Origin of the sequence: Streptococcus australis (assembly GCF_901543175.1) — a bacterium.
In the GTDB taxonomy this organism is placed as follows: domain Bacteria; phylum Bacillota; class Bacilli; order Lactobacillales; family Streptococcaceae; genus Streptococcus; species Streptococcus australis_A.
Map to the genome: position 1 here is coordinate 775,885 of NZ_LR594040.1, position 19,540 is coordinate 795,424.

Here is a 19,540-nt window from a genome sequence, read left to right on the forward strand (position 1 = left end):
AAAATATTTTTCGACAAACTTTGATGATGTTCAATGTACTAATTTTATAATTGATGATTTTTTAAGAATAAAGATAGCTAGAGAAGAATTACTTGTTTTTGTATATAATTGAAAATATTTAGATAATTTAGTTTTATAGAGCTTGTATAGTTTTTCTAACTTTTTAAATCTTAAGAAACTGTTCGATATAATAAATCTGTTACCTTGTAGAAAAAGAGGGGGAAACAAATGAGAACAGAAACAGAAATACTCGATGTGATTTTACAGACTGCCAAAACTTTACAAGTCGAGGCTGTTGCTATGTCTGGTTCACGGACTGATACAAAAGCGCCAAAAGATGAGTTTCAGGATTACGACGTGGTCTATGTCGTGGACGATTTAGATAATCTGACGAGTGACCTTTCTTGGTTGGATCCCTTTGGCAAGCGCATCATTGAGCAGCATAACGTACTTGACCATCGCCATCTGTATCTTATGCTCTTTGAAGATGGCAATCGAGTCGATTTGACCCTTTGCCCCAAAGATCATACTCAAGAGTGGGTAGATAGTGAAGCAGGATTCGCTGTTTTGGAAGATCCTAAGGGTTTGTTTGAGCCTTATTCACAGAGTCCTCAACGTTTTTGGACAAGCCCAGCTAGCGCGATAGATTTTGAAAATGCCTGCAATGAATTTTGGTGGGTGTCTGCCTACGTGGTCAAAGGAATTTGTCGCAAGCAAATCATCTATGCGACTGACCATCTCTACGGTATTTGTCAGCAAGAATTGTTAAAAGTATTGGCTTGGCAGGTCGCAAGAGATAGAGGAGTAGTCGACATCGGTAAGAACTACAAGTACCTCTTTAACTACTTGCCTTCTGAGAAGGAGAAGGAATTCTCAAATCTGCTTGCTTTATCAAGTTTAGACAAAATCACTCAGTCTTTATTTGCTACCATGCAACTTTTCCATCAAGAAGCTCAATATCTTGCTCAAAAGATGGGCTTTAAGTATGAAAAAGAAGTGGCTGAGAAGATGATGATATATGCTAAGGAAAAACTTCTAAATAAAGAACACAATTCAAAACTTTAAACTACAGAAAGGATAGTTTGGTTACTAGAGGTAACTGAACATGGGACTAAGACTTAGGAAAAAAGATAAATCGCTTTGGGGTCATCGAACCCTGCATCGATTTCCTATTTTTCTACAGAAATTTTCGGCACGCCGAATCGTCCCTTTGTATCTTATATGAGTAATATCCAAAACATGTCCCTGGAGGACATCATGGGAGAGCGCTTTGGTCGCTACTCCAAGTACATCATTCAAGATCGGGCTTTGCCAGATATTCGTGATGGATTGAAGCCGGTTCAGCGTCGCATTCTTTATTCGATGAATAAGGATGGCAATACTTTTGACAAGAGTTACCGTAAGTCTGCCAAGTCTGTCGGGAACATCATGGGGAATTTCCACCCACACGGTGATAGTTCTATCTATGATGCCATGGTTCGTATGTCACAGGACTGGAAGAACCGTGAGATTCTAGTTGAAATGCACGGTAATAACGGTTCTATGGATGGAGATCCGCCTGCGGCAATGCGTTATACCGAGGCGCGTTTGTCTGAGATTGCTGGTTACCTTCTTCAAGATATCGAGAAAAAGACAGTTCCCTTTGCTTGGAACTTTGACGATACCGAGAAAGAGCCAACTGTCTTACCAGCAGCATTTCCAAACCTTCTGGTCAATGGTTCAACTGGGATTTCGGCTGGATATGCCACAGATATTCCACCCCATAATTTGGCTGAGGTTATTGATGCCACAGTCTATATGATTGACCATCCGACTGCCAAGGTTGATAAACTCATGGAATTCTTGCCTGGACCAGACTTCCCAACGGGAGGAATCATCCAAGGGCGAGACGAAATCAAGAAGGCCTATGAAACTGGGAAAGGGCGCGTGGTCGTTCGTTCTAAGACGGAGATTGAAAAGTTAAAAGGTGGTAAGGAGCAAATCGTTATCACTGAGATTCCTTATGAAATCAATAAGGCCAATCTGGTCAAGAAAATTGATGATGTTCGTGTCAATAACAAGGTTGCTGGGATTGCCGAAGTTCGTGATGAATCTGACCGTGACGGTCTTCGCATTGCTATCGAACTCAAGAAAGACGCTAATACCGAGCTGGTTCTTAACTATCTCTTCAAATACACTGACCTGCAAATCAACTACAACTTTAACATGGTGGCGATTGACAATTTCACACCTCGTCAGGTCGGGATTGTTCCAATCTTGTCTAGCTACATTGCCCACCGCCGTGAAGTGATTTTGGCGCGTTCCCGCTTTGACAAGGAAAAGGCTGAAAAACGTCTCCATATCGTGGAAGGTTTGATTCGTGTCATCTCTATTTTAGATGAAGTCATTGCCCTTATCCGAGCTTCTGAGAATAAGGCTGACGCTAAGGAAAACCTCAAGGTTAGCTATGATTTTACAGAAGAGCAGGCTGAGGCCATCGTTACCTTGCAACTGTACCGTTTGACCAATACAGACGTGGTTGTCTTGCAGGAAGAAGAAGCAGAACTTCGTGAAAAAATTGCCATGCTTGCGGCCATTATCGGTGATGAACGGACTATGTACAATCTCATGAAGAAAGAACTCCGTGAGGTCAAGAAGAAATTTGCGACTCCACGTTTGAGTGCTTTAGAAGATACAGCAAATGTAATTGAGATTGATACAGCTAGTTTGATTGCTGAGGAAGATACCTACGTTAGTGTGACCAAGGCTGGCTATATCAAACGTACCAGCCCACGTTCCTTCGCAGCTTCAACGCTGGAAGAAATTGGCAAACGTGATGATGATCGTTTAATTTTTGTACAATCTGCCAAGACAACCCAGCACCTCTTGATGTTTACAACTCTTGGGAATGTCATCTATCGACCAATCCACGAATTGGCAGATATTCGCTGGAAGGATATCGGAGAGCATCTGAGCCAGTCTATTACCAACGTTGAAACTAACGAAGAAATCCTTTATGCAGAAGTGGTAGATCAGTTTGAAGATGCGACCACCTACTTTGCTGCAACTCGTCTTGGTCAAATCAAGAGAGTAGAACGCAAAGAATTCTCTCCATGGAGAACCTATAAGTCTAAGTCTGTCAAGTATGCTAAGCTCAAAGACGAGACAGACCAGATTGTAGCAGTAGCTCCGATTAAACTAGATGATGTTCTCTTGATTAGTCAAAACGGTTATGCCCTTCGTTTCAATATCGAAGAGGTTCCGGTTGTCGGTGCCAAGGCTGCGGGTGTCAAGGCCATGAACCTGAAAGCAGATGATGTGCTTCAGGCTGCCTTTATCTGTAACACCTCATCCTTCTACCTCTTGACCCAACGTGGTAGTTTAAAACGTGTTTCTATTGACGAAATTCCAGCAACCAGCCGTGCCAAACGAGGACTACAAGTCTTGCGTGAGTTAAAAAACAAACCACATCGTGTCTTCTTGGCAGGAGCAGTTGCAGAACAAGGCTTCATTGGTGATCTCTTTAGTACAGAAGTAGAAGAAAACGACCAAACTCTGCTTGTCCAATCTAACAAGGGGACAATCTATGAAAGCCGATTGCAAGATTTGAACTTGTCAGAACGCACTAGCAATGGAAGCTTTATATCAGACACCATTTCAGATGAAGAAGTTTTCGATGCTTACCTCAAAGAAGTCTATAAAGAAGGTAAAGACAATCCATAAAAAGAATCAGTCCAGAGGGCTGATTTCTTTGTGTTGAAAAAATTTTCAGAAAATTACAAATAATACTTGAAATTTTACTAGAAAAGTGTAGAATAGAACACATAGTTTGAATAGTATAAAGGAGAAACACATGACAGTTGCAATTGATTGGGAAAACCTTGGATTTGCTTATATGAAATTACCTTACCGTTATATCGCTCACTACAAAAATGGTCAATGGGATCAAGGAGAATTGACAGAGGATGCAACCTTGCATATTTCAGAGTCGTCTCCAAGTCTCCACTATGGACAACAAGCGTTTGAAGGTTTGAAAGCCTATCGTACCAAGGATGGCAGTGTTCAACTGTTCCGTCCTGACGAAAATGCCAAGCGTTTGCAACGTACTTGCGACCGTCTTTTGATGCCTCAAGTCCCAACTGAGATGTTTGTGGAAGCTTGTAAGGCAGTTGTTCGTGCGAATGAAGAATACGTACCACCATACGGAACGGGTGGAACCCTCTATCTCCGTCCGCTTTTGATTGGTGTTGGAGACATCATCGGGGTAAAACCTGCAGAGGAGTATATTTTCACGATCTTTGCCATGCCAGTCGGAAATTACTTTAAAGGTGGCTTGGTTCCAACTAATTTCTTGATTCAAGATGAATACGACCGTGCAGCGCCAAATGGTACAGGTGCGGCTAAGGTTGGAGGAAACTATGCTGCCAGTCTTCTACCAGGTAAAATGGCAAAATCACGTAATTTTTCAGATGTTATCTACCTAGATCCAGCTACCCACACCAAGATTGAGGAAGTCGGATCAGCCAATTTCTTTGGAATTACAGCCGACAACGAATTTGTAACGCCATTAAGCCCTTCTATCTTGCCATCTATTACCAAGTACTCATTGCTTTACTTGGCAGAACACCGCTTGGGCTTGACACCAATTGAAGGTGATGTTCCGATTGACAATTTGGATCGGTTTGTAGAGGCAGGTGCTTGTGGAACAGCAGCAGTTATCTCTCCAATTGGGGGCATCCAACATGATGATGAATTCCATGTTTTCTATAGTGAAACAGAAGTAGGTCCTGTTACACGTAAACTCTATGACGAATTGACTGGTATCCAATTCGGTGATGTTGAAGCACCAGAGGGATGGATTGTCAAAGTAGACTAAACGACACAAAGTAAAGAGAAACTCCATACAGTTGTAAGGGCTGAAATGGAGTTTTTTCTTGCTAGTTTGAGCATTTTCCTGTACAATAGAAAAAGTGAAAAGAGGTAAAGTATGAGTAAAAAAGATAAGAAAATTGAAATTCAATTAACAGATGCAAAAGTGACTGTTGGAAAAGACAGTTATGAAGGTTACGTTTTGACGATCGGGAAAAAGGCTATCGGTGAAATTGCCGAATTAGATAGTCAATTTGCCATCATAAAGAATGGAAATGTCGATAGTTTTTATAAAAAACTTGAAAAAGCTGTGGAAATTTTGATTGAAAACTATAATTTGACAAAATAATACTTGTTTTATTGAAAATTTCATGATATAATAGTTATCGTTAAACATTGGAGAGATAGCGAAGAGGCTAAACGCGGCGGACTGTAAATCCGCTCCTTCGGGTTCGGGGGTTCGAATCCCTCTCTCTCCATTCATCAATGGGGTATAGCCAAGCGGTAAGGCAAGGGACTTTGACTCCCTCATGCGTTGGTTCGAATCCAGCTACCCCAGTTCTTAGGTAATAAATTCAAGATAAAAAGAAAATATCTTAGGGTATTTTATTTTTATATTGAAAGACGTGAACGATATGAACATGTTCTTGCGGGTGCTTAGGAAAAAAATTATAAGTATGTCAAGTTTTGGAAAAGACTTGATTGTTGGAGGATTTTTTAGATGAACGAATTTGAAGATTTGCTAAATAGCGTTAGCCAAGTTGAGCCTGGTGATGTTGTTAGTGCTGAAGTATTGACAGTTGATGCGACTCAAGCTAACGTTGCAATCTCTGGGACTGGTGTTGAAGGTGTCTTGACTCTTCGCGAATTGACAAACGATCGCGATGCAGATATCAATGACTTTGTGAAAGTAGGAGAAGTATTGGATGTTCTTGTACTTCGTCAAGTAGTTGGTAAAGATACTGATACAGTTACATACCTTGTATCTAAAAAACGCCTTGAAGCTCGCAAAGCATGGGACAAACTTGTAGGACGCGAAGAAGAAGTTGTTACTGTTAAAGGAACTCGTGCCGTTAAAGGTGGACTTTCAGTAGAATTTGAAGGTGTTCGTGGATTCATCCCAGCTTCAATGTTGGATACTCGTTTCGTACGTAACACTGAGCGTTTTGTAGGTCAAGAATTTGATGCTAAAATCAAAGAAGTTGATCCTAAAGAAAACCGCTTCATCCTTTCGCGTCGTGAAGTTGTTGAAGCAGCTACTGCAGCAGCTCGTGCTGAAGTGTTCGGTAAATTGGCTGTTGGTGATGTTGTAACTGGTAAAGTTGCTCGTATCACAAGCTTTGGTGCTTTCATCGACCTTGGTGGTGTTGACGGATTGGTTCACTTGACTGAATTGTCACACGAACGTAACGTTTCACCTAAATCAGTTGTAACTGTTGGTGAAGAAATCGAAGTGAAGATCCTTGATCTTAACGAAGAAGAAGGACGCGTATCACTTTCACTTAAAGCAACAACACCTGGACCATGGGATGGCGTTGAGCAAAAATTGGCTAAAGGTGATGTAGTAGAAGGAACAGTTAAACGTTTGACTGACTTTGGTGCATTTGTTGAAGTATTGCCAGGTATCGATGGACTTGTTCACGTATCTCAAATTTCACACAAACGTATTGAAAATCCAAAAGAAGCTCTTACTGTTGGTCAAGAAGTTACTGTTAAAGTCCTTGATGTTAACGCTGACGCAGAACGTGTATCACTTTCTATCAAAGCTCTTGAAGAACGTCCAGCTCAAGAAGAAGGACAAAAAGAAGAAAAACGTGCTGCTCGTCCACGTCGTCCAAAACGTCAAGAAAAACGTGATTTCGAACTTCCAGAAACACAAACTGGATTCTCAATGGCTGACTTGTTCGGTGATATCGAACTTTAATCAAATTGATAATCATAAAATCCTTTGTTTAAAACAAGGGATTTTTCTTTTGTCTCTTTCTCATTTTTGATATAATAGTTCTATGTTAGATTCAGAAAAACAATCACAATATCAATTGTTAAATGAGGAACTCTCTTATTTACTTGAAGGTGAGAGCAATGTTCTTGCCAATCTTTCGAATGCTAGTGCCCTTCTAAAATCTCGCTTTCCGAATACTGTATTTGCAGGTTTTTATCTGTTTGATGGAAGTGAGTTGGTTTTAGGTCCTTTTCAGGGTGGCGTTTCTTGCATTCGAATCCCGCTTGGAAAAGGCGTGTGTGGAGAAGCTGCTGAGTTTCAGGAGACTGTTTTAGTTGGCGATGTGAGCACCTATCCAAACTATATTGCTTGTGATGGTCATGCCAAGAGTGAAATCGTAGTTCCTATGCTTAAGAATGGAAGATTAGTCGGTGTATTAGATTTAGACTCTTCTCTGATTGATGATTACAATGCTATTGATCGTGATTACTTGGAACAATTTGTCGCTATTTTGCTTGAGAAGACAGAATGGGACTTTACGATGTTTGAGGAGAAAGCCTAATGTATCAAGCACTTTATCGAAAATATAGAAGCCAAACTTTTTCACAATTAGTCGGACAAGAGGTTGTGGCTAAAACCCTAAAACAGGCGGTCGATCAGGAAAAGATTAGTCATGCTTATCTTTTCTCAGGCCCTCGTGGAACTGGTAAAACCAGTGTAGCCAAGATTTTTGCCAAAGCCATGAACTGCCCGAACCAAGTGGACGGAGAACCATGTAATAACTGTTATATTTGCCAGGCAGTGACAGAAGGTAGCCTAGAAGATGTTATCGAAATGGATGCAGCTTCGAATAACGGAGTCGATGAAATTCGAGAAATTCGTGATAAATCTACCTACGCTCCTAGTTTAGCACGTTATAAGGTCTATATCATAGACGAGGTTCATATGCTGTCTACCGGAGCCTTTAATGCGCTTTTGAAGACCCTAGAAGAACCAACCCAGAACGTTGTCTTTATTTTGGCGACTACTGAATTGCACAAGATTCCAGCAACTATTTTATCGCGCGTCCAACGTTTTGAGTTTAAATCGATTAGAACGCAAGATATTAAAGAGCATATCCTAACAATTTTGCAAAAAGAGAATATCAGTTCTGAACCAGAGGCTGTGGAAATTATCGCTAGACGGGCTGAAGGTGGGATGCGGGATGCCTTGTCTATTCTGGATCAAGCCTTGAGTTTGACACAAGGGAATGCTTTAACTACAGCTATCTCTGAGGAGATTACAGGTACTATTAGTTTATCAGCTCTAGATGATTATGTAGCGGCCTTATCCCAGCAGGATGTACCAAAAGCTCTTGATTCTTTGAACATGTTGTTTGAAAATGGCAAGAGTATGACTCGTTTTGTGACGGATCTCTTGCAGTATTTGCGTGATCTACTGGTTGTTCAGACAGGTGGCGAAAATACTCATCATAGTTCAGTTTTTATGGACAATCTAGCTCTGTCTCAGGAAAGACTCTTTGAAATGATTCGTCTAGCGACAGTGAGTTTGGCAGATATGAAGGCCAGCTTGCAACCTAAGATTTACGCTGAGATGATGACCATTCGTTTAGCGGAAATCAAGTCTGAATCTTCGATTTCAGGAGCTGTTGAAAGTGAAATTTCTGCACTGAGACAGGAAGTCGCCCGTCTCAAACAAGAACTTGCTAATGTAGGCACAGCTCCTAAACAAGTTGCGCCAGTTCCTAGTCGTCCAGCCACTTCCAAGACAGTCTATCGAGTGGATCGCAACAAAGTTCAGTCTATCCTGCAAGAAGCTGTCGAAAGTCCTGATTTGGCACGTCAAAACTTAATTCGCCTCCAGAATGCGTGGGGAGAAGTGATTGAGAGTTTAGCTGGACCTGATAAGGCTCTTCTCGTAGGTTCTCAACCAGTTGCGGCTAATGAACACCATGCTATTTTAGCCTTTGAGTCTAATTTCAATGCTGGTCAAACCATGAAACGGGATAACCTCAATACCATGTTTGGCAATATTCTTAGCCAGGCGGCTGGATTTTCACCTGAAATCCTGGCAATTTCCCTTGAGGAATGGAAAGAGGTTCGTGCAGCATTTTCAGCTAAAAACAAGTCTTCTCAAGCAGATCAAGAGGTAGAAGAAGAGAACTTGATTCCAGAAGGATTTGAATTTCTAGCTGATAAAGTCATGGTCGAAGAAGACTAAAAATGGATTTCATGATACAATAATCTTATGAATAGACAACAATTTATCATAATAGCGTTATTCACGGCTGCTGAGACCTATTTTTTCAATGAATCTTTAATGGCTGGTCGCTATGTTATGGCAGCTTTTTGGGCGATTTTACTCTTTCGAAACTTTAGGTTAAGTTACGTGATGGGAAAAATTGTAGACGCTATTGATCAACACTTAAACCGCAAGGATTAGTCCTCAGCTTCTAGACAAAATCAAAGCCTTTTAGGCTTTTTTTTGTTATACTAGTAGAGTATATTTATTGACCTTTTGTCCTATTTTTTAGGGATTGTAAGCAATTTCCTAAAGTATTGAGCAAAATGTTTGAAAAAGAAAGGAACTATCATGTCAGTATTAGAGATCAAAGATCTTCACGTTGAGATTGAAGGAAAAGAAATTTTGAAAGGAGTCAACCTGACTCTAAAAACAGGAGAAATCGCAGCTATCATGGGACCAAATGGTACTGGTAAATCGACTCTTTCAGCCGCTATCATGGGGAACCCTAACTATGAAGTTACCAAAGGTGAAGTCTTGTTTGACGGTGTAAATATCCTTGAATTGGAAGTAGACGAGCGTGCACGTATGGGACTTTTCCTTGCTATGCAATACCCATCTGAAATCCCTGGAATTACCAACGCTGAATTTCTTCGTGCAGCTATGAATGCTGGTAAAGAAGACGATGAAAAGATTTCAGTTCGTGAGTTTATCACTAAACTAGACGAGAAAATGGAATTGCTCAACATGAAAGAAGAAATGGCAGAGCGTTACCTCAACGAAGGATTCTCTGGTGGTGAGAAAAAACGTAATGAAATTCTTCAACTCTTGATGTTGGAACCAACTTTTGCCCTTTTGGATGAGATTGACTCAGGTCTTGACATTGATGCCCTTAAAGTTGTCTCTAAAGGTGTCAATGCCATGCGTGGTGAAGGTTTTGGTGCTATGATTATCACTCACTACCAACGTCTTTTGAACTACATCACACCAGACGTGGTACACGTGATGATGGAAGGTCGTGTTGTCCTTTCTGGTGGCCCAGAATTGGCTGCCCGTTTGGAACGTGAAGGATACGCTAAACTAGCTGAAGAACTTGGCTATGACTACAAGGAAGAATTGTAATTCCCTCGTATCTTTTAGGAGAAGTAAATGACTAAAGAAACTATTAAACTTTTTTCAGAAATGCACGCTGAACCAAGCTGGTTGTCAGACCTCCGTCAAAAAGCTTTTGATAAGATTGAGAGTTTGGAATTACCAGTTATTGAGCGTGTCAAATTCCACCGTTGGAATCTGGGGGATGGAACCATTACAGAAAGTGAACCATCAGCAAATGTTCCAGATTTTACAGCTCTAGACAATCACTTGAAATTGGTTCAAGTAGGAACCCAAACTGTTTTTGAACAAATCCCAGTTGAGTTAGCTGAACAAGGTGTTGTCTTTACAGATTTTCACTCAGCTTTAGAAGAAATTCCAGAACTTATTGAGGAGTTCTTCATGTCATCTGTCAAATATGACGATGATAAATTAGCAGCCTACCACACAGCTTATTTCAATAGTGGTGCTGTTCTCTACATTCCCGATAATGTTGAGATTGCAAAGCCAATCGAAGGGATTTTCTACCAAGATAGCGATAGCGATGTGCCATTTAACAAGCATATCCTCATCATTGCTGGTAAAAACTCTAAAATAAGCTATCTTGAACGTTTAGAGTCACGTGGCGAAGGTAGTGCAAAAGCAACTGCCAATATCACAGTGGAAGTCATTGCACGTTCTGGCGCTCAAGTGAAATTTGCTGCGATTGACCGTCTAGGAGAAAATGTTACTGCCTACATTAGCCGTCGTGGTAAACTAGGCAACGATGCAAGCATTGACTGGGCGATTGGTGTCATGAACGAAGGAAACGTCGTTGCTGACTTTGATAGCGACTTGATTGGGAATGGTAGCCATGCTGACCTCAAGGTCGTAGCTCTTTCAAGTGGCCGTCAGGTGCAAGGGATTGACACTCGCGTAACAAACTACGGTTGTAACTCTATCGGAAATATTCTCCAACACGGGGTTATTCTTGAGAAAGCAACCTTGACCTTCAACGGTATAGGTCACATCATCAAGGGAGCTAAAGGAGCAGATGCCCAACAAGAAAGTCGCGTTCTCATGCTTTCAGACCAAGCTCGTTCAGATGCCAACCCAATTCTTTTGATTGATGAAAATGACGTAACTGCAGGTCACGCAGCTTCTATCGGTCAGGTAGATCCTGAAGACATGTACTACCTCATGAGCCGTGGCTTGGATAAGGCAACTGCAGAACGCTTGGTTGTTCGTGGTTTCCTTGGCTCTGTTATCGTGGAGATTCCAGTCAAGGAAGTTCGTGATGAAATGATAGCAACTATCGAAGAAAAATTGTCAAAACGCTAAGGGGAAGCCTATGTTAGATGTAGAAGCGATTCGCAAGGATTTTCCAATTTTGGACCAGATTGTCAACGATGAACCTCTGGTCTATCTGGACAATGCTGCGACGACACAAAAACCACTAGCAGTTCTTGAAACGATTAACCGCTACTATGAGAAAGACAATGCCAACGTTCACCGTGGTGTTCATACCTTGGCTGAGCGAGCAACAGCTTCTTATGAAGCTGCGCGTGAAACCATTCGTAAGTTTATCAATGCAGGCTCTACAAAGGAAGTTCTCTTTACCAGAGGAACGACAACCAGTCTTAACTGGGTAGCTCGCTTTGCTGAGGAAATCCTGACTGAGGGAGATCAAGTTTTGATTTCTGTCATGGAACACCATTCCAATATCATTCCTTGGCAGGAGGCTTGCCGCAAGACTGGAGCAGAGCTTGTCTATGTCTATCTCAAGGACGGTGTCTTGGATATGGAGGATTTGCAGGCTAAATTGACGGACAAGGTTAAATTTGTTTCGCTAGCTCATGCCTCTAATGTTCTTGGTGTGGTCAATCCGATCAAAGAAATCACTCAATTAGCCCACCAAGTTGGAGCTATCATGGTAGTGGATGGTGCTCAATCTACGCCACATATGAAGATTGATGTCCATGACTTGGATGTAGATTTCTTTGCCTTTTCAGGTCACAAGATGGCTGGTCCGACTGGTATCGGTGTCCTTTACGGCAAAGAGAAGTATCTGGAACAAATGTCACCAGTAGAATTTGGCGGCGAAATGATTGATTTCGTTTATGAACAATCTGCTAGTTGGAAGGAATTGCCTTGGAAATTCGAGGCTGGAACTCCTAACATGGCTGGTGCCATCGGACTTGCTGCTGCAGTGGATTATCTTGAAAACATTGGTATGGATGCCATTGAAGCTCATGAACAGGAACTGATAGCCTACGTCTATCCAAAACTGCAGGCAATTGAAGGTTTGAACATTTATGGTTCTCAGGACTTGGCTCAACGTTCGGGTGTCATTGCCTTTAACCTAGGCGATCTCCATCCTCACGATCTTGCTACGGCTCTGGATTATGAAGGAGTAGCTGTTCGTGCGGGTCATCATTGTGCCCAACCCTTGCTCCAATATTTAGAAGTCCCAGCAACAGCTCGCGCAAGTTTTTATATCTACAATACCAAGGCAGATTGCGATAAGCTAGTCGATGCCTTACAAAAGACAAAGGAGTTTTTCAATGGCACTTTCTAAACTAGATAGCCTTTATATGGCAGTGGTAGCAGACCATTCGAAAAATCCACATCATCAAGGGAAGTTAGAAGACGCTGAACAAATCAGTCTCAACAATCCGACTTGTGGAGATGTTATCAACCTCTCTGTCAAGTTTGATGCAGAGAATCGTTTAGAGGATATTGCTTTTCTAAACTCGGGTTGTACCATCTCAACTGCCTCTGCTAGTATGATGACAGATGCCGTTTTAGGAAAAACCAAACAAGAAATTTTAGAACTTGCGACTATTTTTTCTGAAATGGTTCAAGGGCAAAAGGATGAACGTCAAGACCAACTTGGAGACGCGGCCTTCTTATCAGGTGTTGCCAAATTTCCTCAAAGAATAAAGTGTGCAACCCTAGCTTGGAACGCCCTTAAGAAGACAATTGAAAATCAAGATAACTGATAAGACAAGTTTCTTTTGTCTTATAAATCATTAGAAATGAAGAAAGAAAGGATATTATGGCTGAAGAAAGAGTAGAACCAAAACCAATTGACCTTGGTGAATATAAATTTGGTTTCCATGATGATGTAGAGCCTGTCCTATCGACAGGAAAAGGACTCAACGAAGGTGTTATTCGTGAATTATCTGCTGCTAAGGGTGAGCCTGAGTGGATGTTGGAGTTCCGTTTGAAGTCTTATGAAACCTTCAAGAAAATGCCTATGCAAACTTGGGGAGCAGACTTGTCAGAGATTGACTTTGATGATTTGATCTACTACCAAAAACCATCTGACAAACCAGCTCGTTCTTGGGATGAAGTTCCTGAAAAAATCAAAGAAACCTTTGAACGTATCGGGATTCCAGAAGCTGAACGTGCTTATCTAGCAGGGGCCTCTGCCCAGTACGAGTCAGAAGTGGTATACCACAACATGAAGGAAGAGTTTGAGAAGTTAGGAATTATCTTTACAGATACAGATTCTGCCCTCAAGGAATACCCAGACTTGTTTAAACAATACTTCGCTAAGTTGGTCCCGCCGACTGATAACAAGTTGGCAGCCCTCAACTCAGCAGTATGGTCAGGTGGAACCTTTATCTACGTACCAAAAGGGGTCAAGGTTGATATTCCGCTTCAAACTTACTTCCGTATCAACAACGAGAATACAGGTCAGTTTGAACGTACCTTGATTATCGTTGATGAGGGAGCAAGTGTACACTATGTAGAAGGATGTACAGCACCAACTTACTCAAGCAACAGCTTGCACGCCGCCATTGTAGAAATTTTTGCTTTGGACGGAGCCTACATGCGTTATACAACCATCCAAAACTGGTCTGATAACGTCTATAACTTGGTAACCAAACGTGCTAAAGCAATGAAAGATGCGACTGTTGAGTGGATCGATGGAAACTTGGGTGCTAAGACGACCATGAAATACCCATCTGTTTATCTTGATGGAGAAGGAGCGCGCGGTACCATGCTCTCTATCGCCTTTGCCAATGCAGGGCAACACCAAGACACAGGGGCTAAGATGATCCACAACGCTCCACATACAAGCTCGTCTATCGTGTCTAAGTCTATCGCTAAAGGCGGTGGTAAGGTAGACTACCGTGGACAAGTAACCTTTAACAAGAACTCTAAGAAATCTGTTTCTCACATCGAGTGTGATACCATTATCATGGATGACTTATCAGCGTCAGATACCATTCCATTTAATGAAATTCATAACTCGCAAGTTGCTTTGGAACACGAAGCCAAGGTTTCTAAGATTTCAGAAGAACAACTCTACTACCTCATGAGCCGTGGTTTATCAGAATCTGAGGCAACCGAGATGATTGTCATGGGATTTGTCGAGCCCTTCACAAAAGAACTTCCAATGGAATACGCAGTTGAGCTCAATCGCTTGATTAGCTATGAAATGGAAGGGTCTGTTGGGTAAAAATATGCAGAATCTGAACAGGAAGTCTTCCTGTTCAGAATTTTTTTCAAAAAAGAACCTAATAAATATTCACAAAAATACTTTTATGTGGTAAAATAAAACAATTACATTTAGTGGAGATGAAGGATGAATATTTTTAGAACTAAGGATGTTAGTCTGGGACGAACGGAAATGCGTCGCCATTTGAAATTATGGGATTTGATTTTACTAGGAATTGGTGCCATGGTGGGAACGGGAATTTTCACCATTACAGGAACAGCAGCAGCTACACTAGCTGGTCCATCACTAGTGATTTCCATTGTGATTTCTGCCCTATGTGTTTCTTTATCAGCCCTCTTTTTTGCTGAATTCGCCTCTCGTGTGCCTGCAACAGGAGGAGCTTATAGTTATCTCTATGCGATCTTAGGAGAATTACCAGCTTGGATTGCCGGCTGGTTGACCATCATGGAATTCATGACAGCCATATCGGGTGTGGCGTCTGGCTGGGCAGCTTACTTTAAGGGCTTACTCAGTAATTATGGTATCTCCATGCCCCAAGCCTTAAATGGCACTTTTAATCCCGAACAAGGCACCTATATCGACCTTTTACCTATTTTGGTGCTTGCTTTGGTAACAGGAGTAGTCTTATTGAATTCCAAGGCAGCCTTGCGCTTTAATTCGCTGCTAGTGGTCTTGAAATTCTCTGCTCTCGCTTTGTTTATCCTAGTTGGGATTTGGCATATCAAACCTGAAAATTGGTCAAATTTTGCGCCCTTTGGCTTTGGTCAGCTTTATGGCGGAAGTACTGGGATTATGGCAGGAGCCTCTTTGATGTTCTTTGGTTTTCTCGGTTTTGAGTCGATTTCCATGGCAGTTGATGAAATTCAAAGTCCGCAAAAGAATGTTCCTCGAGGAATTGTCCTTTCTCTGTCAATCGTCACTATTCTCTATGCTTTGGTAACCTTAGTATTGACTGGGGTTGTTCACTATAGCCAACTCAATGTGGACGATGCAGTGGCCTTCTCATTGCGTAGTATCGGAATTGGCTGGGCAGCCAACTATGTTTCACTGGTAGCCATTCTAACTTTGATAACCGTATGTATTTCTATGACCTACGCTCTGTCTCGAATGATTTACAGCCTAGCACGTGATGGGCTATTACCTCGAGGTTTTAAACAACTAAGTAAAAGCAGCCGAGTTCCAAAGAATGCGACCATCTTAACAGGAGTTGCCTCAGCCATTGCTGCGGGTATTTTCCCCTTGGCTAGTATTGCTGCCTTTCTAAATATCTGTACACTAGCCTATCTCATCTTACTAGCCTACGGTATTATCAAGCTCAGAAAAGATAAGGGGATGCCTAAAGAAGGAGAATTCAAAACTCCTTTAGTGCCACTTTTGCCAATCCTTTCCATTCTTATCTGTCTTTCCTTTATGCTTCAGTACACCAAGGAAACATGGATTGCCTTTGCCCTTGCTTTGGCGGTTGGGCTAGTGATTTACTTTACTTATGGCTATCGTCATTCTACACTTTCTGAAGAAAAATAAAAGCTGGGATTTCCCAGCTTTTATTTATTTTCTTTTTTGAAAGTGAATCCTTCACCAAGAATTTCATGAGCTTCTGTGATGGTAATAAAGGCTCGAGGATCTATATGGTGAATCATATCTTTCATTTTAACGATTTCATTTCGACCGACGATACAATAAATGATTTTCAAATCTTTCTTACTGTAGTAGCCCTGACCAGAGATATAGGTCACACCACGTCCTAGTTCTTCATTGATTTTATCAGCCAATTGCTCAGGATACTGAGTGATAATCATAAATCCTTTACCAGCATAGCCCCCTTCACCTATCAAGTCGATAACACGAGCGATGATAAAGTCAAACAAGAGAGTATAGGTAACGAGACGAAGATCTTGGAAGATAATTAAAATCAACATTAGGATAAAAAAGTCAATCCCAAAGAGCAATTTACCAATCGAAATATTAGTGTATTTGTTGAGGATACGGGCAACAATATCAGAACCACCAGTAGTCCCTCCCGCATTAAAAATAATTCCTAGACCGACTCCCAGTAAAACACCAGAAACCAGCGAAACGATAATGAGATCACCTTGTAGGTCAAACTGTAAAGGAATTCTTTCAAAGACAGCAAGCCATACTGAAAGGGAGATAGTCCCCAAGAGACTGGTGTAGAGAGTTTTAGGACCAAATATTTTCCAGGCTAGGATAAATAAAGGAATATTGATCAAGAGGTTCATCAGTGAGACTGGAATTTTAAAGAGATAGAAGGTAATTAGTGTGATACCTGTCGCACCACCCTCAAATAGATGATAGGGAACTACAAAGTAGGTAAGGCCAAAGGCATAAATAGCTGCCCCAAGTATGATAGTGATAATAGGCTGAACTTTTCGAATCATGATTCTCCCTCGCTTTTTCTATAGATAGATTATACCAAATTTTCAGGTGTTTTAATTGGATCTCTTATGATTTTTTTGCAATTTTTTGGTATAATAAAGGTGATAAATCACTATCTTATTGAGAAGAATAGAAAGATTGAAGATATGACACAAGTAAAAATTGTAACAGATTCTTCTGTCACCATCGAACCAGAAGTAGTTAAAGAGTTAAATATTACGGTTGTTCCACTATCCGTTATGATTGATAGTGTGCTTTATTCAGACGCAGATTTGAAAGAAGGGGAGTTCCTTCATCTTATGCAAGAGAGTAAGAATCTGCCGAAAACCAGTCAGCCCCCAGTGGGAGTCTTTGCTGAGGTTTTTGAAGAACTAGGTAAAGACGGTAGTCAGATTCTCGCTATTCACATGTCCCACGCCTTGTCAGGAACTGTTGAAGCTGCTCGCCAAGGGGCAAGTCTCTCAACTGCTGATGTAACGGTTATTGATAGTTCTTTTACAGATCAGGCGATGAAGTTTCAAGTTGTTGAAGCTGCTAAACTTGCTAAAGAAGGAAAAGATTTGGAAACTATCCTAGCTCATGTAGAAGACGTCAAGAATCATACGGAACTCTATATCGGTGTTTCAACATTAGAAAACCTAGTTAAGGGTGGACGTATCGGACGTGTGACAGGTTTGCTGAGCTCTCTTTTGAATATTCGAGTTGTGATGCAAATGAAGAATCATGAACTGCAACCTATTGTAAAGGGGCGCGGTGCTAAGACATTTAAAAAATGGCTTGATGAACTAGCAGAGACCCTCTCTCATAAATCCGTTGCAGAAATTGGAATATCCTACGCTGGTACCAATGAATGGGCTAATGAGATGAAGAATCTTTTACAAACTTATGTTGAAAAACCAATCTCAGTACTGGAAACGGGCTCTATCATTCAGACGCATACGGGCGAAAATGCATGGGCTATCTTAGTTCGATATCATTCCTAAAAAAATAGAGAAAAATCGGTAGAAATAGCGTTTTTGACTTGACCTGTGGGCGATTTTAGGATATGATTATATTTGTTAATTAGAAATTATTTGGAGGAATTATTAACATGGCAAACAAACAAGATTTGATCGCTAAAGTAGCAGAAGCTACAGAATTGACTAAGAAAGATTCAGCAGCTGCAGTTGACGCTGTATTCGCAGCAGTAACTGAATACCTTGCAGCTGGTGAAAAAGTTCAATTGATCGGTTTCGGTAACTTTGAAGTTCGTGAGCGTGCTGCACGTAAAGGTCGCAACCCACAAACTGGTAAAGAAATCAAAATCGCAGCTTCTAAAGTTCCAGCATTCAAAGCTGGTAAAGCTCTTAAAGACGCTGTTAAATAATGAATTTAGAAAAAGCCTATTGTATCAAGCTTCATTGCTTGGTTGATAGGCTTTTTTGTTTTGGAAAATATGATTTTATCGTTCTGTGCAAAAAGAAAAAGGCTCTCATGAGATGAGAACCTTCTTTTAATTAGTTTTTAGAAGCTGCTTGGAACTCAGGGTTTTTCCATGCTTCATCAATAATTGCTTGCAATTCTTTTGCAGATGCTTGCATTTTTTGTGTTTCAGCGTCGTTCAATGGGATGTTTACTGGACGAACAATACCGTGTGCACCAACAACAGCTGGTTGACCGATAAAGACGTTTTTAACACCGTATTGACCTTCTTGGAAGACTGAAAGTGGAAGTACTGCATTTTCGTCATCAAGGATTGCTTTTGTGATACGAGCAAGTGCCACGGCGATACCATAGTATGTAGCTCCTTTTTTGTTGATGATTGTGTAGGCAGCGTCACGAACACCTTCGAACAATTCAATCAATTCAGCTTCTTGAACGTTTTGAGTGTCTTTAAGGAATTCTTCAAGGTTTACACCAGCGATGTTGGCATGTGACCAAACCGCAAATTCAGAATCTCCGTGTTCACCCATGATGTAGGCGTGAACTGAACGAGCATCAACATCCAATTTTTCAGCAAGTGCTTGACGGAAACGAGCTGAGTCAAGTGAAGTACCTGAACCGATAACACGTTCTTTAGGGAATCCAGAGAATTTCCAAGTTGAGTAAGTCAAAACGTCAACTGGGTTAGCAGCAACAAGGAAGATACCATCAAAACCTGATTCAACAACTTGTGTTACAATTGATTTGTTGATAGCCAAGTTTTTACCTACAAGGTCAAGGCGAGTTTCACCTGGTTTTTGAGGAGCACCTGCAGTGATAACAACAAGGTCAGCGTCTGCACAGTCAGAGTATTGAGCAGCGTAGATTTTTTTAGGTGAAGTGAAGGCAAGGGCGTGACTAAGGTCAAGCGCATCACCAACAGCTTTTTCGTGTAATTGTGGAATTTCGATAATTCCAAGCTCTTGTGCAATTCCTTGGTTAACAAGTGCGAAAGCGTAAGATGAACCTACGGCACCGTCACCAACAAGGATCACTTTTTTGTGTTGTTTAGTTGAAGTCATTATCTAAACATCTCCTTCATTTTTTTTTAGGGGAATCCCCAGACACTTTCATTCTATCACTTTTAAAAAGCTTTGTCACGAATATTC

18 protein-coding genes and 2 tRNA genes are annotated in these 19,540 nt (G+C 41.2%); 18 read left to right on the forward strand and 2 right to left on the reverse strand.

Translation table 11 applies throughout. The annotated features are described in order from the left end of the window. Nucleotides 1–228: 228 nt before the first annotated feature. From FGK98_RS03805 to FGK98_RS03880, 16 genes are all read left to right on the forward strand, one after another. Nucleotides 229–1,065 carry an aminoglycoside 6-adenylyltransferase gene (locus tag FGK98_RS03805; RefSeq protein ID WP_138100090.1) on the forward strand — a complete coding sequence of 279 codons (837 nt, stop codon included), beginning with the start codon at nucleotides 229–231 and terminating at the stop codon, nucleotides 1,063–1,065. 156 nt (nucleotides 1,066–1,221) lie between these two features. After that, the gene (gene parC / locus FGK98_RS03810) at nucleotides 1,222–3,702 is read left to right on the forward strand and encodes a DNA topoisomerase IV subunit A (RefSeq protein ID WP_138100092.1); all 2,481 of its coding nucleotides are present in this window, start codon (nucleotides 1,222–1,224) and stop codon (nucleotides 3,700–3,702) included. Between the two features lie 115 nt (nucleotides 3,703–3,817). Beyond that, nucleotides 3,818–4,855: a branched-chain amino acid aminotransferase gene (locus tag FGK98_RS03815; RefSeq protein ID WP_347233054.1), complete on the forward strand. Its 1,038-nt coding sequence runs from the start codon at nucleotides 3,818–3,820 to the stop codon at nucleotides 4,853–4,855. Between the two features lie 111 nt (nucleotides 4,856–4,966). Further along, complete coding sequence (locus FGK98_RS03820) at nucleotides 4,967–5,197, forward strand: DUF2969 domain-containing protein (RefSeq protein WP_138100095.1); 231 nt, start codon at nucleotides 4,967–4,969, stop codon at nucleotides 5,195–5,197. Between the two features lie 49 nt (nucleotides 5,198–5,246). Continuing rightward, nucleotides 5,247–5,327: transfer RNA gene (locus tag FGK98_RS03825), tRNA-Tyr, on the forward strand. Between the two features lie 8 nt (nucleotides 5,328–5,335). Beyond that, a tRNA-Gln gene (locus FGK98_RS03830) sits at nucleotides 5,336–5,407 on the forward strand. Between the two features lie 162 nt (nucleotides 5,408–5,569). Then, nucleotides 5,570–6,772 carry a 30S ribosomal protein S1 gene (rpsA, locus tag FGK98_RS03835; RefSeq protein WP_001001617.1) on the forward strand — a complete coding sequence of 401 codons (1,203 nt, stop codon included), beginning with the start codon at nucleotides 5,570–5,572 and terminating at the stop codon, nucleotides 6,770–6,772. 82 nt (nucleotides 6,773–6,854) lie between these two features. After that, nucleotides 6,855–7,352, forward strand: a complete 498-nt coding sequence (locus FGK98_RS03840; RefSeq protein ID WP_084937677.1) for a GAF domain-containing protein — start codon at nucleotides 6,855–6,857, stop codon at nucleotides 7,350–7,352. Continuing rightward, on the forward strand, nucleotides 7,352–9,010 hold the full coding sequence (gene dnaX / locus FGK98_RS03845; RefSeq protein WP_138100097.1) for a DNA polymerase III subunit gamma/tau: 1,659 nt from the start codon (nucleotides 7,352–7,354) through the stop codon (nucleotides 9,008–9,010). The genes FGK98_RS03840 and dnaX overlap by 1 nt, the downstream gene beginning before the upstream one ends. A gap of 27 nt (nucleotides 9,011–9,037) precedes the next feature. Beyond that, nucleotides 9,038–9,232 carry a DUF3272 family protein gene (locus FGK98_RS03850; protein ID WP_138100099.1) on the forward strand — a complete coding sequence of 65 codons (195 nt, stop codon included), beginning with the start codon at nucleotides 9,038–9,040 and terminating at the stop codon, nucleotides 9,230–9,232. A 150-nt stretch (nucleotides 9,233–9,382) separates the two neighbouring features. Further along, the gene (sufC, locus tag FGK98_RS03855) at nucleotides 9,383–10,153 is read left to right on the forward strand and encodes a Fe-S cluster assembly ATPase SufC (RefSeq protein WP_000114489.1); all 771 of its coding nucleotides are present in this window, start codon (nucleotides 9,383–9,385) and stop codon (nucleotides 10,151–10,153) included. Between the two features lie 27 nt (nucleotides 10,154–10,180). Beyond that, the gene (gene sufD, locus FGK98_RS03860; RefSeq protein ID WP_138100101.1) at nucleotides 10,181–11,443 is read left to right on the forward strand and encodes a Fe-S cluster assembly protein SufD; all 1,263 of its coding nucleotides are present in this window, start codon (nucleotides 10,181–10,183) and stop codon (nucleotides 11,441–11,443) included. Nucleotides 11,444–11,453: 10 nt separating this feature from the next. After that, a complete protein-coding gene (locus FGK98_RS03865) occupies nucleotides 11,454–12,680 on the forward strand; it encodes a cysteine desulfurase (protein ID WP_138100103.1) in 1,227 nt (408 codons plus the stop codon). Further along, nucleotides 12,667–13,104, forward strand: a complete 438-nt coding sequence (gene sufU, locus FGK98_RS03870) for a Fe-S cluster assembly sulfur transfer protein SufU (protein ID WP_138100105.1) — start codon at nucleotides 12,667–12,669, stop codon at nucleotides 13,102–13,104. Before FGK98_RS03865 ends, sufU begins: the two co-directional genes overlap by 14 nt. 56 nt (nucleotides 13,105–13,160) lie before the next feature. After that, entirely contained in the window at nucleotides 13,161–14,573 is a 1,413-nt protein-coding gene (gene sufB / locus FGK98_RS03875; protein ID WP_138100107.1) for a Fe-S cluster assembly protein SufB, read from the forward strand. Nucleotides 14,574–14,699: 126 nt separating this feature from the next. Continuing rightward, nucleotides 14,700–16,097, forward strand: a complete 1,398-nt coding sequence (locus FGK98_RS03880; protein ID WP_138100109.1) for an APC family permease — start codon at nucleotides 14,700–14,702, stop codon at nucleotides 16,095–16,097. Nucleotides 16,098–16,117: 20 nt separating this feature from the next. On the opposite strand, the gene FGK98_RS03885 is transcribed toward FGK98_RS03880, so the two are convergent. Beyond that, on the reverse strand, nucleotides 16,118–16,972 hold the full coding sequence (locus FGK98_RS03885; RefSeq protein WP_138100110.1) for a YitT family protein: 855 nt from the start codon (nucleotides 16,970–16,972) through the stop codon (nucleotides 16,118–16,120). 144 nt (nucleotides 16,973–17,116) lie between these two features. Here FGK98_RS03885 and FGK98_RS03890 point away from each other — a divergent pair, with 144 nt between their 5' ends. Together FGK98_RS03890 and FGK98_RS03895 are read left to right on the forward strand one after the other, a co-directional pair. After that, nucleotides 17,117–17,953: a DegV family protein gene (locus FGK98_RS03890; RefSeq protein WP_138100112.1), complete on the forward strand. Its 837-nt coding sequence runs from the start codon at nucleotides 17,117–17,119 to the stop codon at nucleotides 17,951–17,953. A gap of 107 nt (nucleotides 17,954–18,060) precedes the next feature. Continuing rightward, nucleotides 18,061–18,336: an HU family DNA-binding protein gene (locus tag FGK98_RS03895; protein ID WP_001284636.1), complete on the forward strand. Its 276-nt coding sequence runs from the start codon at nucleotides 18,061–18,063 to the stop codon at nucleotides 18,334–18,336. Nucleotides 18,337–18,466: 130 nt separating this feature from the next. Here the strand turns inward: FGK98_RS03895 and FGK98_RS03900 are convergent, their stop codons facing one another. After that, nucleotides 18,467–19,453, reverse strand: a complete 987-nt coding sequence (locus tag FGK98_RS03900) for an L-lactate dehydrogenase (protein WP_000204722.1) — start codon at nucleotides 19,451–19,453, stop codon at nucleotides 18,467–18,469. Between the last annotated feature and the right edge of the window lie 87 nt (nucleotides 19,454–19,540).